The sequence below is a fragment of the Streptomyces sp. NPDC090045 genome (genome assembly GCF_044747975.1).
GTDB lineage: Bacteria > Actinomycetota > Actinomycetes > Streptomycetales > Streptomycetaceae > Streptomyces.
In genome coordinates, this window is record NZ_JBIVFA010000022.1 from 26,981 (window position 1) to 41,751 (window position 14,771).

General features: G+C 71.2%; 13 protein-coding genes and 1 pseudogene. 9 read left to right on the plus strand and 5 right to left on the minus strand.

Annotated features, from left to right (window positions below):
• Nucleotides 1-798 precede the first annotated feature (798 nt).
• Nucleotides 799-1,428, minus strand: a complete 630-nt coding sequence (locus ACIPYQ_RS37650) for a hypothetical protein (protein ID WP_401258765.1) — start codon at nt 1,426-1,428, stop codon at nt 799-801.
• A gap of 402 nt (nt 1,429-1,830) precedes the next feature.
• Here ACIPYQ_RS37650 and ACIPYQ_RS37655 point away from each other — a divergent pair.
• The 6 genes and pseudogenes from ACIPYQ_RS37655 to ACIPYQ_RS37680 all read left to right on the plus strand — a co-directional run.
• Nucleotides 1,831-2,234 (plus strand): annotated as a pseudogene (locus ACIPYQ_RS37655) (transposase); the annotation flags it as partial.
• Nucleotides 2,235-2,441: 207 nt separating this feature from the next.
• Nucleotides 2,442-2,837, plus strand: coding sequence for a hypothetical protein (locus tag ACIPYQ_RS37660; RefSeq protein WP_401258767.1), 396 nt, complete (start codon nt 2,442-2,444; stop codon nt 2,835-2,837).
• A gap of 98 nt (nt 2,838-2,935) precedes the next feature.
• Complete coding sequence (locus ACIPYQ_RS37665) at nt 2,936-3,202, plus strand: hypothetical protein (protein ID WP_401258769.1); 267 nt, start codon at nt 2,936-2,938, stop codon at nt 3,200-3,202.
• On the plus strand, nt 3,148-4,347 hold the full coding sequence (locus tag ACIPYQ_RS37670; protein ID WP_401258771.1) for a beta-ketoacyl synthase N-terminal-like domain-containing protein: 1,200 nt from the start codon (nt 3,148-3,150) through the stop codon (nt 4,345-4,347). Before ACIPYQ_RS37665 ends, ACIPYQ_RS37670 begins: the two co-directional genes overlap by 55 nt.
• A 91-nt stretch (nt 4,348-4,438) precedes the next feature.
• Nucleotides 4,439-5,299 carry a hypothetical protein gene (locus ACIPYQ_RS37675; RefSeq protein ID WP_401258772.1) on the plus strand — a complete coding sequence of 287 codons (861 nt, stop codon included), beginning with the start codon at nt 4,439-4,441 and terminating at the stop codon, nt 5,297-5,299.
• Complete coding sequence (locus tag ACIPYQ_RS37680) at nt 5,286-6,035, plus strand: hypothetical protein (protein ID WP_401258774.1); 750 nt, start codon at nt 5,286-5,288, stop codon at nt 6,033-6,035. Before ACIPYQ_RS37675 ends, ACIPYQ_RS37680 begins: the two co-directional genes overlap by 14 nt.
• A gap of 142 nt (nt 6,036-6,177) precedes the next feature.
• Here ACIPYQ_RS37680 and ACIPYQ_RS37685 read toward each other — a convergent pair whose 3' ends face one another.
• From ACIPYQ_RS37685 to ACIPYQ_RS37700, 4 genes are all read right to left on the minus strand, one after another.
• The gene (locus ACIPYQ_RS37685; protein ID WP_401258775.1) at nt 6,178-7,212 is read right to left on the minus strand and encodes a hypothetical protein; all 1,035 of its coding nucleotides are present in this window, start codon (nt 7,210-7,212) and stop codon (nt 6,178-6,180) included.
• 55 nt (nt 7,213-7,267) lie between these two features.
• A complete protein-coding gene (locus tag ACIPYQ_RS37690; protein WP_401258777.1) occupies nt 7,268-7,447 on the minus strand; it encodes a hypothetical protein in 180 nt (59 codons plus the stop codon).
• A gap of 104 nt (nt 7,448-7,551) precedes the next feature.
• Nucleotides 7,552-7,989: a hypothetical protein gene (locus tag ACIPYQ_RS37695; protein WP_401258779.1), complete on the minus strand. Its 438-nt coding sequence runs from the start codon at nt 7,987-7,989 to the stop codon at nt 7,552-7,554.
• 667 nt (nt 7,990-8,656) lie between these two features.
• A complete protein-coding gene (locus ACIPYQ_RS37700; protein ID WP_401258781.1) occupies nt 8,657-9,634 on the minus strand; it encodes a teichoic acid biosynthesis protein C in 978 nt (325 codons plus the stop codon).
• A gap of 335 nt (nt 9,635-9,969) precedes the next feature.
• On the opposite strand from ACIPYQ_RS37700, the gene ACIPYQ_RS37705 reads away from it, so the two are divergent.
• The 3 genes from ACIPYQ_RS37705 to ACIPYQ_RS37715 all read left to right on the plus strand — a co-directional run bounded on the left by ACIPYQ_RS37705 (nt 9,970) and on the right by ACIPYQ_RS37715 (nt 14,698).
• Nucleotides 9,970-10,347, plus strand: a complete 378-nt coding sequence (locus ACIPYQ_RS37705; protein WP_401258783.1) for an FKBP-type peptidyl-prolyl cis-trans isomerase — start codon at nt 9,970-9,972, stop codon at nt 10,345-10,347.
• 171 nt (nt 10,348-10,518) lie between these two features.
• Nucleotides 10,519-12,378, plus strand: a complete 1,860-nt coding sequence (locus ACIPYQ_RS37710; protein WP_401258784.1) for a serine/threonine-protein kinase — start codon at nt 10,519-10,521, stop codon at nt 12,376-12,378.
• Nucleotides 12,379-12,586: 208 nt separating this feature from the next.
• Nucleotides 12,587-14,698, plus strand: coding sequence for an MMPL family transporter (locus tag ACIPYQ_RS37715; protein WP_401258786.1), 2,112 nt, complete (start codon nt 12,587-12,589; stop codon nt 14,696-14,698).
• The last annotated feature ends 73 nt before the right edge of the window (nt 14,699-14,771 follow it).

Genomic DNA, 14,771 nt, shown 5'->3' on the forward strand with positions numbered 1-14,771 from the left:
TTCGCTCTTCCAGTAGGCGCCAGGCTGACGAGCTGGTCATGTCACAGGAAGCCGTGGCTTGACACCTGCGGGAAGGTTCCGTAGACCCGCCGAGCCCTGCTCGCGGAGGTCGTGCGCAGGGGGGCCGATCTCGGTCGCCCATGGAGCAGGCCGTGTGGGAGTGCCCCCGGGCCGGGGCCCGGGAAGGAGACGGGGCATTCCAGGCCGGCCGGTGTGAGCGTCGAAGTCGGCTGCAGGGTGCTGCGCCACCTCGAACAGGGCCTCCGGGGCGGCACCAGCCAGCTCACGGAGGGCGCCAGGATGGCTGGTGCGCTCGGTCCCCGGGCAGCGGCCCTTGCGCCTGCCCTGCGAGAGGCGCTCAGCGGCACGGACGGCGACACCACGCCCGCGCTGGATACGGACACGGCCCGCGCAGAGGCTCTGTGGCGTGTCACGGGGGACGCGGTCCGGGTGGTTGCCGTTCTGGACCTCACGGCCGTGGCCGAGCCCGGCTCGCTCGACCGTACCTCGCTCGCCGAGGCGCCTTGGAGTCGGCCGAATCGGACGCCGGTCCGACGGGTGCCCGCCACACCCTGGAAGCACTCGGCCCCGACGCATGGACCGGCGACCACGCGCTGACTGCCCGCTCTCGCCGACGACGACGCCCGGGTGGTCCGCTCGGGAGTCGAAGGTCGCGTCATCCGCCAGGACGAGCCCCTCCGAAACCGCGCTCGGATACTCCTCGCCGCCTGCGCCGACCCCGCGCCACCCTGACCTGCCGGCCATCGTCGGCCGCCTCGGCATCCGAACCAGGCCGCGCTAATCGCAGGTGTGGAACGTGCACAAGCGCAGATCGACGACCTCTGGTAGCTGCAGGATCTGCTCCTTGAGCCTGTCCTGGCTCTGCCCCTCCGCGAAGGCGTCGGGTATCCCCACGTCGAGTACGAACTGACCAGTCCTACGCTCATAGACCGAGACCCTCGTGGCGCCGAAGTCTCGCAGCCGTTCCCTGCGCTGATGGAAGTCCCTGTTGAAGTCCCGATCGTGAACCCGGGTGCCGATGTCGAGTGTCGCGTTGAACCACGGTGGCGGTTCGTTGTCCGGGTCCGGGGGCTGGAGGTAGAACGCTGCCACGACCGCCGCAGCCACGATGGGCGCGGTCACCGCCAGCCATGCGCCCGGGCGGTTGCCGGCCCCCGCGAAGGCCGCGACGAGCAGCAACAGGGCCGCCGGAATGAACAGGATCATGCCGATGACGGCGCCGATCATCGCCCAGGCCAGCAGGCCCACCCCGACGACGAGACAAGCCCGGGCGAACAGCTTCGGCTGGTCTCGCATCAAGAGCGGGACTGCGACCGCAGCCGCGCTGATGATGAAGAACGCGGCCAGGTAGGGGCCCATCACGAGCCCGAGGGCCGCCACCACGACCGCCACCACGACCGCCGCCACCGCCCACCCCCATTGCCGGGCAGACACCCTCTGAGATTCCCCCACCACAAGCCCCCCACTTGAACGCGTTCAATTGAACGCGTTCAAGATATGTGCGGCCGGGGCGGCCTGGCAAGGCGCCAAGCGAGGTGACTTCGGGGGCCGTGCCCTGGCTACCCGACGGCAGCACGACCCCTCCGAGGAGCGGCCTGTGGCATGGCCTCGGTTCCAGCGGGCCCCTACTGGTTGGAGTGACCCTGCGGTCTTCGCCGCGAAGACGGCGATCATCCGCGACGGGGCCCGTGTCCCCATGACGCCATAGACCCACGGGTGGCGACCCGAACCTGGCCACCCCACACGCCGATGAGCTGCTGCTCTTGTCTAAATCGAGCGGCCCGGATGCCGCGGGCGCTTGGTTGGCGCCGTTTCCGAGAGCACCGCCACGCGGAAGTCGTCCCGGCATGGACCCTTTGCTGGGGGCGGAGTTCATCGCCTGCTCCGGCGGCGACATGGACGCCTTCGGCAGCGCGGGCCGGCTCGCCGGCGTCGCCGGTCTCGCACCGGTCCCACGGGACTCCGGTCGCATCAGCGGCAACATGCGCCGGCCACACCGCTACCACCGCCGACTCCTGCGCGTCTTCTACCCCTCCGCCCAGATCGCCGCCCGCTTCTGCCCCACCTCGAAGACCTTCTACGACCGCAAGCGCGCCGAAGGCAAGAGCCACAAACAGGCAGTCCCTGCCCTCGCTCGCCGCCGCCTCGACGCTCTGTGGGCGCTCATCCGCGACCAACGCCACTGGACAGCCCGGCCACCGCAACCGGGCTGACCAGCGCCGCATAACGTTGGTTCCGACCCGGTGAAGGTAGGTTGATCACCAATTGGACGGAGGCCGTGGGAAGGAGTTGCTGTGACTGAGATCGAGGTCCCGGGGCCTGAGCCCGACTGGCAGCCGGCTACGTAGCCGCCCTACGACACCGGCAGGAATCCCGCCTACCAGTACAGCGTCTGGGAGCACTCCGCCCCGCTGTTCCAGATGATCGGAGTGCTGGCGCTACCGGTGCGGCCCGTGGCCCAGCGGCTACGTCTGCACGTGGAGCGGTCGTGGGACGGGCTGGACGAACTCGACGTCGTTCTGTTCCGGCTGAAGGGTTTCAGCTTCGCGATCAGCAAGCACGACGGCAATCCGGTCGGCGTCTCGTATGTCTGGCTCACCCAGCCGCACGAGCAAGCCGACAAGGCTCTGGACGCCCTCCTGGAGGTAGTCGGGATCGGGGAGGACGCCGTCGCATTCCGCGGAGACGCTCACGAGGACCCGGCAGAGCGGACCACCACGGCACAGGATGCCGGCTCTCCTGATGAAGTCACTGACGTCACCCTGCCGACCTCCCTGTGGGCAAGGTTCCGGCGTGCCATCGTCAGGACCCGGTAAGCGCCTTCCACGCTTGACCACGGTCATGGGGAATCAGTCACACGCACGGTCGAAGGCGAGCGTGCGGGTGGGGCGGCTCGCGGGCCTGACGGCAGGCGATGCCGCGCGGCCAGAACGGCATCCGCGCCATCGAGGAGGAGTGGGCCGCGTCCCTCCCCGTCCGCATCGCCGGGCGGGTGCGGCAGGAGCCGGCCGAGGTGCTGGACCGGGCGCAGGCGCGGCGCCTGGACCGCTGCGAGCAGCTCGCGCTGGTGGCCGCCCGCGGGGCGTGGGCGGACGCGGGGCGTGGGCGGACGCGGGGCGGACGCAGGTGGATCCGGAGCGGCTCGCCGTGGTCGTCGGCACCGGGACCGGCGGGGCGCTGACCCTGCTCGGGCAGGACGACGTCCTGGAGGCATCCGGCGTGCGCAAGGTCTCCCCGCACACCGTTCCGATGCGGATGGCCAACGGTCCGGCGGCCTGGGTGTCCATCGAGCTCGGCGCGCGCGGCGGCGCGCACACCCCGGTCAGCGCCTGCGCCTCCGGCGGGGAAGCCCTGTCGCTCGCCCTGGACCTGATCCGGCTCGGACGGGCCGACGTGGTGGTGGCCGGCGGTACGGAGGCCTGCGTGCACCCGCTGCCGCTGGCCGGGTTCGCTCAGGCCAAGGCCCACTCGACGCGCAACGACGACCCGGCAGCGGCCTCCCGCCCCTTCGACACCGGCCGCGACGGCTTCGTCATCGGCGAGGGCGCGGGCCTGGTGGTCCTGGAGCGGGCGGAGTTCGCAGCCGCGCGCGGGGCGCGGGTGTACGCGCGGCTGGCGGGGGCGGGGGTGACCTCGGACGCTCACCACGTCACCGCCGCCCACGCGCCGGGACAGGTACGCGCGATATGGACGGCGCTGGCCTCGGCCGGGCTCGCCCCTTCCGACGTCACGCTCGTGCACGCGCATGCGACGTCGACGCAGGCCGGAGACCTGGTGGAGGCGCGGTCGATCGCCGAGGCGGTGGGCACCCACGCCGCGGTGACGGCGACCAGGTCCATGACGGGACACCCGTTCGGGGCGGCGGGCGCGGTGGGGGCCATCGCGGCGGTGCGGGCGGTGTACGAGGGGTGGTCCCGGCGACGCGCAATCTTGAGTCCCCGGACCCGGAGGTCGGCCTGGACGTGGTCGCGGGCGGCCCCCGCCGGATGCCGGTGCCCGCCGCACTGGCGAACGCCTTCGGCTTCGGCGGCCACGACGCCGTCCTGCTCCTCACCTCCGCCTGACCGTATCCCCGACCCGGCCCCGGGCGGCCGGGGTCAGGCCCGGCAGCCCCTTCGTGGTGCAGTGGCTACGAGAACCGCGTCAAGCCCTTCGCGGGCGACCCTCCCTGGCGAGCCGTCCGGCTCCAAGATCATCCCGTGGCGGGTCTCTGGCGTATCCGGGTCATGCCACTCACCCGCCACCCGGGCGTCACCGCCCGCACCGTCACCCTGGTCGTACTCGCGCGGTGGCGAGTCGAGACCGTCTGTCCCTCAACAGCCGTGATCACCCGTTCGGCCGTGCCCACATCGCCCGGCACGCGGGCACGGCCCAGGCTGGGGCCCGTGCGGAGTCCGACGACTTTCGGCGGTTGTCCATGAATGCGAATACGCCAGCTCCCGACGAGCAGGCCGAGACAAGTGCCCCGCGGCCGCCGCCGTGGAAGCGGGTGAGAGTCTGGCTGGTGGGCCTCGTTCTCGCGTCTGTCACCGCGGCCGTATCGAGTCTGGTGACGGATGCTCTCACCGGCGCCGGGCAGTCACTGCGCCGCATCATCTCTGGTGACAACCGCGAGGTCATCATCAAGGACGAGCAGGGGCCGATCCTGGGCGTGCACGTCGAGCAGGGCGACGGGGACGGCTGCAACGCTCCCGGCTGGGTGTACCCGGAATCCCCCGCCGCCCCGATCATGAACAGGCCCCCCGGCACGGGGATCCGCAAAGACGGTAAGACCTGGGACCAGGACCCGCCCGCCTTCGGGGCCGCCCCCGCCGGGCCGGTCACCCTCTACATCAGCGCCCGCGCCAGGGACGAGCGCGCCATCATCATCCACGACATCCGCTTCCGGGTCGTGGAGCGCCGTCCGCCGATCCACGGCACCCGCATCAGCCTGGCCGGAGGCTGCGGCGACAGCCCCACGTACCACGTCGGACGCGTCAATTTCGCTGCCAGGCCGCCCTACTGGGTGCCGGCAGGCGACTTCATGGAAGGTTTCCGCAAGGACGAACTGAAGTTCCCCTACACGGCCACTGAATCCGACCCGGCCACGCTGCTCATCGATGTGACTCCCGGAAACTGCCATTGCGCGTGGAAGGTGGAGCTGCGCTGGACCGACGGAAAGCTGTCGGGCACGACAGTGATCGACGACAACGGAAAGCCGTTCCAGATCACCGACTCCAGCGGCCTGCCCGTCTTCACTTGGCAGGAAGGAAAGCGGGTGCCCGATGACCGCTGGTGACCAACAGGACCGTATGCGCGTGGTCTGCTTCATCGGCGCCCTGGCTGTCCTGGGGGCATTCCTGGGATGGGTTGTCGGCACGTGGCCGCAGGACCGGTGGCCACGCCGCGCACCGTACCCGGCGGTGGTGGTACGCGATGTGGTGGTGATGGTCAACGGGCGATGGGTGGTGCCGACTTCCGCAGAGGAGACAGGCATCCCTCCAGCGCGCGATCCCTGCCTGCCGGCGGTACGCACGTGGCTGCGCCGGCTGGGAGCAGCACCGACCGGCCTGCAGATCAGGTTCTTCCTTGTGTCGGAACGCGCCCAGAGCCTGACGATCAGCGGTGTTCGCGCGCGCCCCCACGCCCACCCTCCGACCGTGACGCGTACCCGGATCAGCGCGGAATGCCCCCGGGAGTACGTCGACGTCAGCGACCACGAATTGCAGTGGCTCGGCGTCGCCCTGGGTGCCCGGGGCGCCACCACCCGTTTCGGGGAGGCCAGCACGACCGACCGTCTGGAACTGGACCTCGGCCGCGGCGACACGCTCGAAATGCGCCTGGTGCTGGATGCCAAGCCGCCGGGTCCGGCGCGGCGCTGGTCCCTGGACCTCGAGTTCACCGTCGACGGCCGGAAGTGGTACCTGCCCATCGCGGGGCCTCCGGGCTCGTTCGTCCTGGCCCCGCCCCTCCCTGAGGGTGCTCCGACCATCCACGTCGGCGAGGGCCTACCAGGCACGACAACATCGCCATGACAGCGGGGATGCCTGCCGGGTCTGGCCGTCATCAGTGGTGATCACCTCGGCGGGCGGCCGCCGGGTAGTGACCGGGCCACCCAGCCGAAGACCGAACAGACCCACAAGCCGAGACCACCGGAAGGAATTGCGCAGTATCGGATTACTGCCTCTTCACCAGTACGGGGGCGGGCGCGGGGGCGAGCCGACCGAGTATGGCACGCGGGTCACCGCCGAGCAGCTGCGCCCACAGCCCGGGGTCGATCTCGGCCCCCTCCCCGCCGACTGACCACAGGGCAGTGACTGTTGGGGCCGGACGCCCCCGACACGGGCGTTGGAGAGGGCTGGTACCTCCTTGCCGGGCGGGAGCCCGCTCCAAGCCCGTACCGCTCAGTCCTCCCAGTCCTCCCAGTCCTCGTCGCCTCCGCCGTGCATGGTGCGCCACCCCTTGAGGTTTTCCAGCGCCTCTCGCGCCAATTGGGCGTACTGCACCGGGCACTCCCACAGCTCGCGGGCCGAGAACTCGGCGGGCACGGGGTGTCGGGGTGATCGTCCGGCGCGTACAGGTGGACCCCGCGCGGTACCGGGACCGCACGGTGGAATCGGCGGAGGACCAGGGGTGCTGCGGATGCTCGCAGGAAACGTCCAGGTCGTTGGTGGCGAGCGCGGCGGCCAGGTCGCGGGCGTACGAGGGCGGCAGACCCCCGTACGTCTGGGCCATGCCCATCCACAGGCACAGGAACAGGCCGATCCGCTCCTCGTCCCGCACCTGCCCGGTGAGCCAACGGCGGGCGGACCACAGGGCGACCGGGCCGGTGTTGTCCTCCCAGCTACGGCTGATCGCCTCCTGCATGGCGACGACGTCGAGGCGGCCGTCGTCCCGGACGAACCGCGGGTCCAGAGGGGAGACGTCAATGCCGCCGAAGAGCTCCCGGTGCGCCTCGTGCAAGCGGTCCAGGGCCTCGTCGGCGAGGTCCGCGAGAAACCCCTCGCAGTCGAACGCCGCCAGCTCCTCCTCGTCGAGACCGTAGTCCTCGGCGAATGCTGCCCGGCCGGCCTCGGTCAGCATGCTCACCCCGGCCTCGACCTGGTACTCCGAGTCCAGGTCCGCGGGGTGGGCGCCGGCCGGGCAGGTGCAGGAGGCCCGGTCCAACTGCGCACGGAGCCCGTCCAGGGCCCGTGTGTACGACGCGAACAAGGACTTGCTGAAGATGCGTGCGGAGACGTACCAGCAGGTGGCGTGCAGGGACCGTCTACCCGGTCCGCTCCCACCGGCCCTCCGGGGTGGCCTCGCGGCCAAGCGCCTCCGTCGTGTCGTCGGCAAGGGCGGCGAGGGTCGATTCGGGATCTGCGCAGGGGTGGTCGCTGACGATCCCGGACAGGTCGGAGATCAGTTCACGGTGGTCGGCAGGCAGCGTGGGCGTCTCTTCCATCACATCCGTAACCGACGATTGCGCAGGTCGGACGGTTCCCCGGCGCGGAACGGTGCCGCGCGCTCCTCGAGAGCGCGCGGCATCAGAGCGGTGCCCTGCGGTGGTCAGCGGCTGTCGCCGAGTTCCTGGTGCATCTGGGGCTGGTCGTCCTGCTCGTGGGTCAGGGCGAACTTCTGGATCTCGTTGAAGCCCTTCGAGGCGATACCGACGTTCTCCTTGTACGGGTTGACGCCGGTGGCCTTCTTCGCACCACCGGCCAGCAGTCCGCCACCGATGCCGCTGATCACGTCGTTGCCGGCGGCGATCGGCTTCGCGGCGGTGTCGAGGACGCTCCGGGGCAGGCCGGCCATGTCGGCGTACTTGTCGGTCAGGGCGTGACGCACCATCGCGACGAACGCGTCGTAGGCGCCCGGCGGGTAGAACTTCTTGTAGAAGTCGATGGCCTGCTTGGCCATGAAGACGCCGTCGTCGGTCTTCTTCCACTCCTTGTCCCGCTGGCTGTTCCAGAGGGCCTCGACCAGGTCGGAGTCCTTGGGCAGCATCCTTGAACAGCCGCGAGGACTGCGACAGGCGCCGGCCCGGGCCGTCGACGCCGCCGAGGCGGCCGGTGGAGCGCAGGGTGAAGGCGCCCGTCGGGGAGAGGTAGGTGCCGATCAGTCCTACGGTGCCCTGGAGCACGGAGACTTCGCCGTGGTGGTGGGCGAAGAAGCTCTCAGCCGCCTTGACGTCGGTCTTGGACCAGTCCGGCGGCGGAGCCGCGGCCTCCTTGAGGAACGTGGCCAGCCGGGGCGGCAGTGCGGACATGTCCATGCCGGGCTTGAGGGTACCGATGGTGCGGAACAGGGAGTTCACACCGTCGATTTCCTTGTTGACGATCAGGTCCGACACGAGCTCGTCGGCCTTCGGGTCACCGACCTTGCTCGCCGCTTCCAGTTCGGCGGCGATCGTCGCAGTCGTCAAAGCCACGGGTGAACCTCTCTCACCGAGGGGATTCGGGCAGCGGCCACCGCACGTACGCGTCGGCTGGCAGCCGGGGCACCGGCCCGGCGATCACGCCGGGCAGCGGCATTTGCTCCCGTCGCCCGCGATGCCTCCAGAACCCCTCGGCGGTGCGGGATCGTTTGCTCCTCACCCAGGTAGCCCAAACGCGCCGCACGTCTCCCTCTTCTGCCCCGGCGGCCGACGACCGGCCGCCGGGGCGGACATGGCTCAGACCAGGGCGTTCTTGTAGAAGATGCTGGAGCGCCGGTCGCCCTCCAGGCCGGTTGCGAAGCCGATGAAGAGGCGGGCCTCGCCGGCGTCGGTGCGGTAGATCGCCAGGCCCTCGGGCTCGCGGTGGTGGAGGGTGGAGCCGGCCTTGGTGAGGACGGGGCCCTGCTTCACGGTGCCCGTGTTGATGTCGACGCTGGTGACGTAGGAGTTGCCGTCGCCCGTGGGGGTGCCGTCGCCGGGGTACGCGTCACCCGTCAGGTAGTACATGTACGAGCCGTAGAGGGTGTAGCCCTGCGGAGTGCCGGAGATCGTCGGCTGCTTGAAGTCGACCAGCGGCGCGCCGAAGCTGCGCGTCTCGAACGCGGAGAGCGGGTACACGGCGATGCGCTTCCCGGCGCTGGTGTGGTAGCGCACGATCATCCGCCGGTAGACCGGGTCGACGGAGCAGGTGTACTCGGTGGCCCCGGAGATCGGCCGGTAGGCGGCCGCGGCGGCCGGCGAGTTCAGGGTGGTGTTTGCGGTGTAGCGGATGGGGGCGAGCGCGGTGCCGTACCCGCTGGTGTTCGCGTCGCACTCGATCCACAGTTCGGTGCCGGAACCGCTCGGCAGCGCGGCGAAGGCGACGCCGTGGCCGAAGCCGTTGAGGTGCATGTACGAGATGTAGTTCCCGTCGAAGTCCATCTTGTTGATGCACAGGTCACCGGCGGACTCGTCGCTTCCACTCCGCTTGGTCGCCACGAACAGGAACTTGTTCTCCCAGTCGAAGGCGAAGCTCTGCTGGACCCGCGCACCGTGCGTGTCCTTGGAGCGGAACAGGTCGTACGACGGCTCCGCGAGATCGAACCGCTTGGTCGCGGTCACATCGGCCGAAGCGGTCTGCGCGCCGGCGCCGAGCCCGAGCACGGCGAGCGAGGCGCCCACGCCGGTGCGTATGAGGCCGCGGCGGGAGAGGGGGTAGCCGGGGGTGCTGTTCATGGGGGGACTCCATTGAGAAGGGGGGAGGGCAGTGCCACGTGATGCCAGCGATCACGGTGGTGGTGTGATCTGTCGGGCCCCGGTGGGCAGTTGGGTGTCCGGCTACCCGGGAACCAGCCCATCACGCGCTCGCCGGTCTCCTGGACTTCGCCGACGGGAGCCGCGTAACCGATGGCGCGTCACGCCGCGCCGCGCAGTGCTCCGTGGGGTCTGATGTACTTCGGTCGATCAGCGTGCTCGGTAGCGTGATCGTCTACTGCATGGAGTGACCATGCGCCCGGCTGGTCCGTACGAGGGATTTCGGCGGAGAGTAAGCGGAGAGTAATGAGGCTGCGATGAGTGAACTGACGAAGCCCGAGATCGAACTTCCGGGGGGTGATGCTCCCGAGGAGCTGACCATCCGGGACCTCGTCGTCGGGGACGGGCCTGAAGCGAAGCCGGGCAGGGTGATCCGGGTTCACTACGTCGGGGTCACCTTCGAGTCCGGAGTGGAGTTCGACGCCTCCTGGGACCGGGGCCAGCCGTTCAAGTTCGCCGTCGGTGGTGGCAGGGTGATCAAGGGCTGGGACCGGGGAATCAGGGGGATGAAGGTCGGCGGTCGGCGCGAGATCATCATCCCCCCGCGCCTCGGCTACCGCGACCAGTCCCCCTCGCCGTTGATCCCGGCGGGTTCCACGCTCGTCTTCGTGGTGGACCTGCTCTCCGTGGTCTGAGGAAGGCCCTCTCCGCCGGAACGAAGGCCTGGCAGCCCTTGCCCGACCGGCCGCGACCAACTACCCAAGCGGGCCCGGCGGTCCGGGGCGGGGGGCCGGGGATTGGGTACGCTCTCGGTTGACTTCGGGGCGCCGGCAGGTGCTGAACCGCCGCAAGCAGAGACGGATCCCATGGGCAGCGCACCTTCCGCCGACTTCTTCCAGCCGCTGAAGCCGGACGACCCGGCCGTCGTGGGCGGCTACCGTCTGGTGGCCGTGCTGGGCGCGGGCGGAATGGGCAAGGTCTACCTCTCCTACACGCCGGGCGGCCGGCCCCTCGCCATCAAGGTGATCCGGCCCGAGTTCAGCGAGGACCCCGAGTTCCGGCGGCGCTTCCAACAGGAGGTGCGGGCCGCGGAACGGGTCCAGGGGCTCTACACCGCACCGGTCATCGACTCGGACACCGAGGGGCCCCGGCCCTGGCTGGCCACGGCCTACGTACCCGGCCCCTCGCTCGCCCACGCCGTCGCCCGGCACGGCGCGCTGCCGGTGCGCAGCGTACTGCTGTTGACCGTCGGGGTCGCCGAGGCGCTGCACGTCATCCACGGCGCGGGCATCGTCCACCGGGACCTGAAGCCCGCGAACGTGCTGCTCGCCGCCGACGGCCCGCGCGTCATCGACTTCGGCATCGCCCGGGCCGCCGACTCCACCGCCCTGACCAGTACCGGCGTCAGCGTCGGCACCCCGGCGTTCATGGCGCCCGAACAGGCCTCGGCCGGCACGGTGACCCCGGCCACCGACGTCTTCGCCCTCGGGCAGATCGCCGCCTTCACCGCGATCGGGGCCTCCGTCTTCGGCGACGGGCCCTCGCACGCGGTGCTCTACCGGATCGTGCACGAGGATCCCGATCTCAGCGCCCTGCCCGAGGAGTTGCGGCCGGTGGTGACCCGCTGCCTCCGTCGCGATCCGGCCGACCGTCCGACCCTGACCGAGGTCATCGCGCTGTGCAACGCGGCCTCGGAGGCCCCGCTGCGCCAGGGCGAGGACTGGCTGCCGCAGGCCGTCGCCGGTTCCCTCACCGAGCGGCTGCGGCTGCCCGCGCCGGCGCCCACCCCACCGCCGCAGCCGCCGACGGCCGCGCCGACTCCGGCTCCGACCCCGGCTCCGACTCCGACTCCGACCGAGGTCTCGCCGCAGTCGCCGGCCCCGGGTATGCCTGCGGCACCCGCCGCCGCGCCCGGGTACACGCCGACCGGTGTGGCCGCTGCGCCGACGCAGGCAGCTCCGGCTCCGGGGGCCGTGCCGCCGGGCTACCCGACGCCGCCCCCGTACGCGCAGGCTTCGTACCCACGGCCGCAGTACAACCAGCCGCAGCACAGCCCACCCCCTTACACGCAGCCCTCGTACGCCCCGGGCCACAGCACACCGGCGCCGTTCCACCCCCAGGGCTTCGTTCCCGGTCCGCCCGCTCCCCCGCGCCCCAAGCGGACGGGGCTGATCGTCATCGGGGCGGTGGCGGCGGCGGTCATCGGGCTCGCGGTCATCGGGTCCCTGCTGCCGGACGGCTCCGGCAAGGAAGGGGGCGACAAGGCGTCGGGCGGCGGCAGCGCCTCGCAGCAGCGGCCCGACCCGCAGCCGGTCTCGTACCAGGGCATCGACGTGCCCCAGAACCACGAGCTGATGTTCGCCGGCAATCCGCCGCGCCCGGCCGAGGAGCCGACCGGCGCCGGGGTGCTCTACGGGCACGCCGACCTCTTCTACTACCGGGACACCCTGTTCGGGGACGAGAAGTTCGGTACCACGAACGGCAAGCTCGTCCTGCTGAACAACTCCGAGAAGGGCTCCCTGGAGACCTGCCGCGCCGTGACCCGCTTCACCGAGAAGATGGGCCTCGACCAGCTCACGGACGGGTCACAGGTCTGCGTGCTGAGCAAGGCCGGCCACATCGCGCTGGCGACCTTCCGCGGCAGGTCGGGCGGAAAGAACGAGACCGCCTTCATCACCGTCGACCTGATGGTCTGGCGCAATGCCGAGGCCGCGGCGAAGAACTGAGGGGCGCCGCCCGACATCCGGGCAGGGCCATCACCTCGCCCGCTTCCGGCCCGCCTTCGACACGTACGAACGGATGCAACCGAATCGGGTCCTCGGCCGGAAGTGGAGGCGAGGGCTGCCCGCGCCACGACCGCACCAGCGGGTGGTCCCTCGATGAATGACGTTCATCGAGACTCACTCAAGCGTCGTGTCGTCGGAAGGACTCGCTTTGAGCATCGCACCGCGCTGGGCCCGCTGGATCGTTCCGCTCGCACTGCTGCTCGTCTGGCTCGGCATCGGCGCGACGCTCGGACCGTACGCGGGGAAGCTGCGGGAGGTCGCCACGAACGACCAGGCGGCGTTCCTGCCGCGGAGCGCCGAGTCGACGCAGGTCCTCGAGGCCCGCAAGGATTTCGAGGGGGCGCAGTCCGTCCCGGCGGTCATCGTGTGGACGGCGCAGGGGGCTGCCCGGGTGAGCGTCGGCCAGCAGGAGGCGGCCACGCGGGCGGTCGGGGACCTCACCGGCCGTCCCGGGATCACCGGCCCGCCGTCGCCGGCCGCCGTCTCCGTCGACGGCCTGGCGATCCAGGCCGTCGTACCGCTCGCGCCCGGCCTGGGCGAGGAGCTGCCGGCGGTCCTGGACGAGGTGCGGCAGGCCGCTCAGGAGGTGCCGGGCACCTCGGTCCGGATCGCGGGCCCGGCGGCCAGCCAGGCGGACCTGTCCGATGCGTTCGCCGGGATCGATGGGTTGCTGGTGGGCGTGGCGCTCGGGGCGGTGCTGCTGATCCTGCTGCTCGTCTACCGCAGCGTGCTGCTGCCCCTGGTGATCATCATCAGCGCGGTGTTCGCACTCGGCCTGGCCTGCGCGGTGGTGTACGCGCTGGCCGATCGCGGCGTCGTCCGGGTGGACGGCCAGGTCCAGGGCATTCTGTCGATCCTGGTGATCGGGGCCGCGACCGACTACGCACTCCTCCTGACAGCGCGTTTCCGGGAGGAGCTCGTCGTACGGGGCGACCGGATGGAGGCGGTACGGGCCGCCGTGCGCCGGTCGGCCGGCGCGGTCACCGCGAGCGCGGCGACCGTGGCGCTGGGGCTGCTGGCCCTGCTGGCGAGCGACCTGACGAACAACCGGGCTCTCGGGCCGGTCGGCGCGATCGGCATCGTCTGCGCGGTGTTGAGCTCCCTGACCTTCCTGCCGGCCGTACTGGTCCTGCTGGGCCGGGCCGCCTACTGGCCCGCAATGCCCGGGCCGGCCGACGCGTCGTCCGAGGGCCACGGCGTGTGGCGCCGTATCGCAGGGGTGATCGACCGGTCACCGCGGCGCGTGTGGATCTCCACGGCCCTCCTGCTCGTGGTCCTGGCGGGGTTCTCCCCCGCCCTGTCGTCCAAGGGCGTGCCACTGGACGAGATCTTCGTCAACGACGCGCCGTCGGTCGGCGCCCAGCAGACCCTTGCCCGGCACTTCCCGGGCGGTTCGGGCAACCCGGTCGTCATCATCACCGACGCCGATCGGCTCGCCGAGGTACGGGCGGCCGCCGAGGGCACGGCGGGTGTTGCGGCGGTCGTCCCCGTCACCGCGAGCGGCCGTCCGGGCCCGGGGGCTCCGCTCGTCGTGGACGGCCGGGTGCGCCTGGACGCCACGCTGGATGCGGCGGCCGACAGCGACGCCGCGAAGGAGACGGTCCGGGGGCTGCGCGAGCGGGTGCGCGCGGTGCCGGGAGCCGACGCGCTGGTCGGGGGCTACACGGCCCAGCAGTTCGACACCCAGCAGACCTCGGCCCGCGACCGCGCCGTGATCGTCCCGGTCGTCCTCGGCATCATCCTGCTGATCCTGGTCGCCCTGCTGCGTTCCCTGCTCGTGCCCGTCCTGCTCGTGGCGACGGTCGCCCTCAACTTCCTGGCGACCCTGGGCGTGTCCGCGCTCGTCTTCGAGCACCTGCTGGGCTTCAGCGGAACGGACGCCTCCGTGCCGCTCTACGGGTTCGTGTTCCTGGTGGCGCTCGGCGTCGACTACAACATCTTCCTGATGTCCCGCGTACGGGAGGAATCCTTCGCCCTGGGCACCCGCGAGGGCGTGTTGCGGGGGCTCGTCACCACGGGCGGGGTCATCACCTCCGCCGGCGTGGTCCTCGCCGCGACCTTCGCCGCGCTGATGGTGATCCCCCTGGCCTTCCTCGTCCAGATCGCCTTCATCGTCGCGTTCGGCGTCCTGCTGGACACCCTCGTCGTGCGTTCCCTGCTGGTACCGGCCCTCGTCATCGACATCGGCCCGCGCGTCTGGTGGCCGAGCACCCTGTCCCGCCCCGCTACCACTCGGCCGAACCCAAGGCAGCGCGCATGAACCTGTCCGGGCCGCGGGTGTCGGCCCCCGGGCGAACGGCGGGCGGGCGGACGGCGGGCGGACGGCGGGACAC

Bases quoted from the DNA above. Each gene is read 5' to 3' on its own strand.
- ACIPYQ_RS37705 (WP_401258783.1), top strand. From the start codon at position 9,970: ATGAGTGAACTGACGAAGCCCGAGATCGAACTTCCGGGGGGTGATGCT.
- ACIPYQ_RS37675 (WP_401258772.1), top strand. From the start codon at position 4,439: ATGAATGCGAATACGCCAGCTCCCGACGAGCAGGCCGAGACAAGTGCC.
- ACIPYQ_RS37680 (WP_401258774.1), top strand. From the start codon at position 5,286: ATGACCGCTGGTGACCAACAGGACCGTATGCGCGTGGTCTGCTTCATC.
- ACIPYQ_RS37700 (WP_401258781.1), bottom strand. From the start codon at position 9,634: ATGAACAGCACCCCCGGCTACCCCCTCTCCCGCCGCGGCCTCATACGC.
- ACIPYQ_RS37665 (WP_401258769.1), top strand. From the start codon at position 2,936: ATGCCGCGCGGCCAGAACGGCATCCGCGCCATCGAGGAGGAGTGGGCC.
- ACIPYQ_RS37690 (WP_401258777.1), bottom strand. From the start codon at position 7,447: ATGGAAGAGACGCCCACGCTGCCTGCCGACCACCGTGAACTGATCTCC.
- ACIPYQ_RS37695 (WP_401258779.1), bottom strand. From the start codon at position 7,989: ATGCTGCCCAAGGACTCCGACCTGGTCGAGGCCCTCTGGAACAGCCAG.
- ACIPYQ_RS37710 (WP_401258784.1), top strand. From the start codon at position 10,519: ATGGGCAGCGCACCTTCCGCCGACTTCTTCCAGCCGCTGAAGCCGGAC.
- ACIPYQ_RS37660 (WP_401258767.1), top strand. From the start codon at position 2,442: ATGATCGGAGTGCTGGCGCTACCGGTGCGGCCCGTGGCCCAGCGGCTA.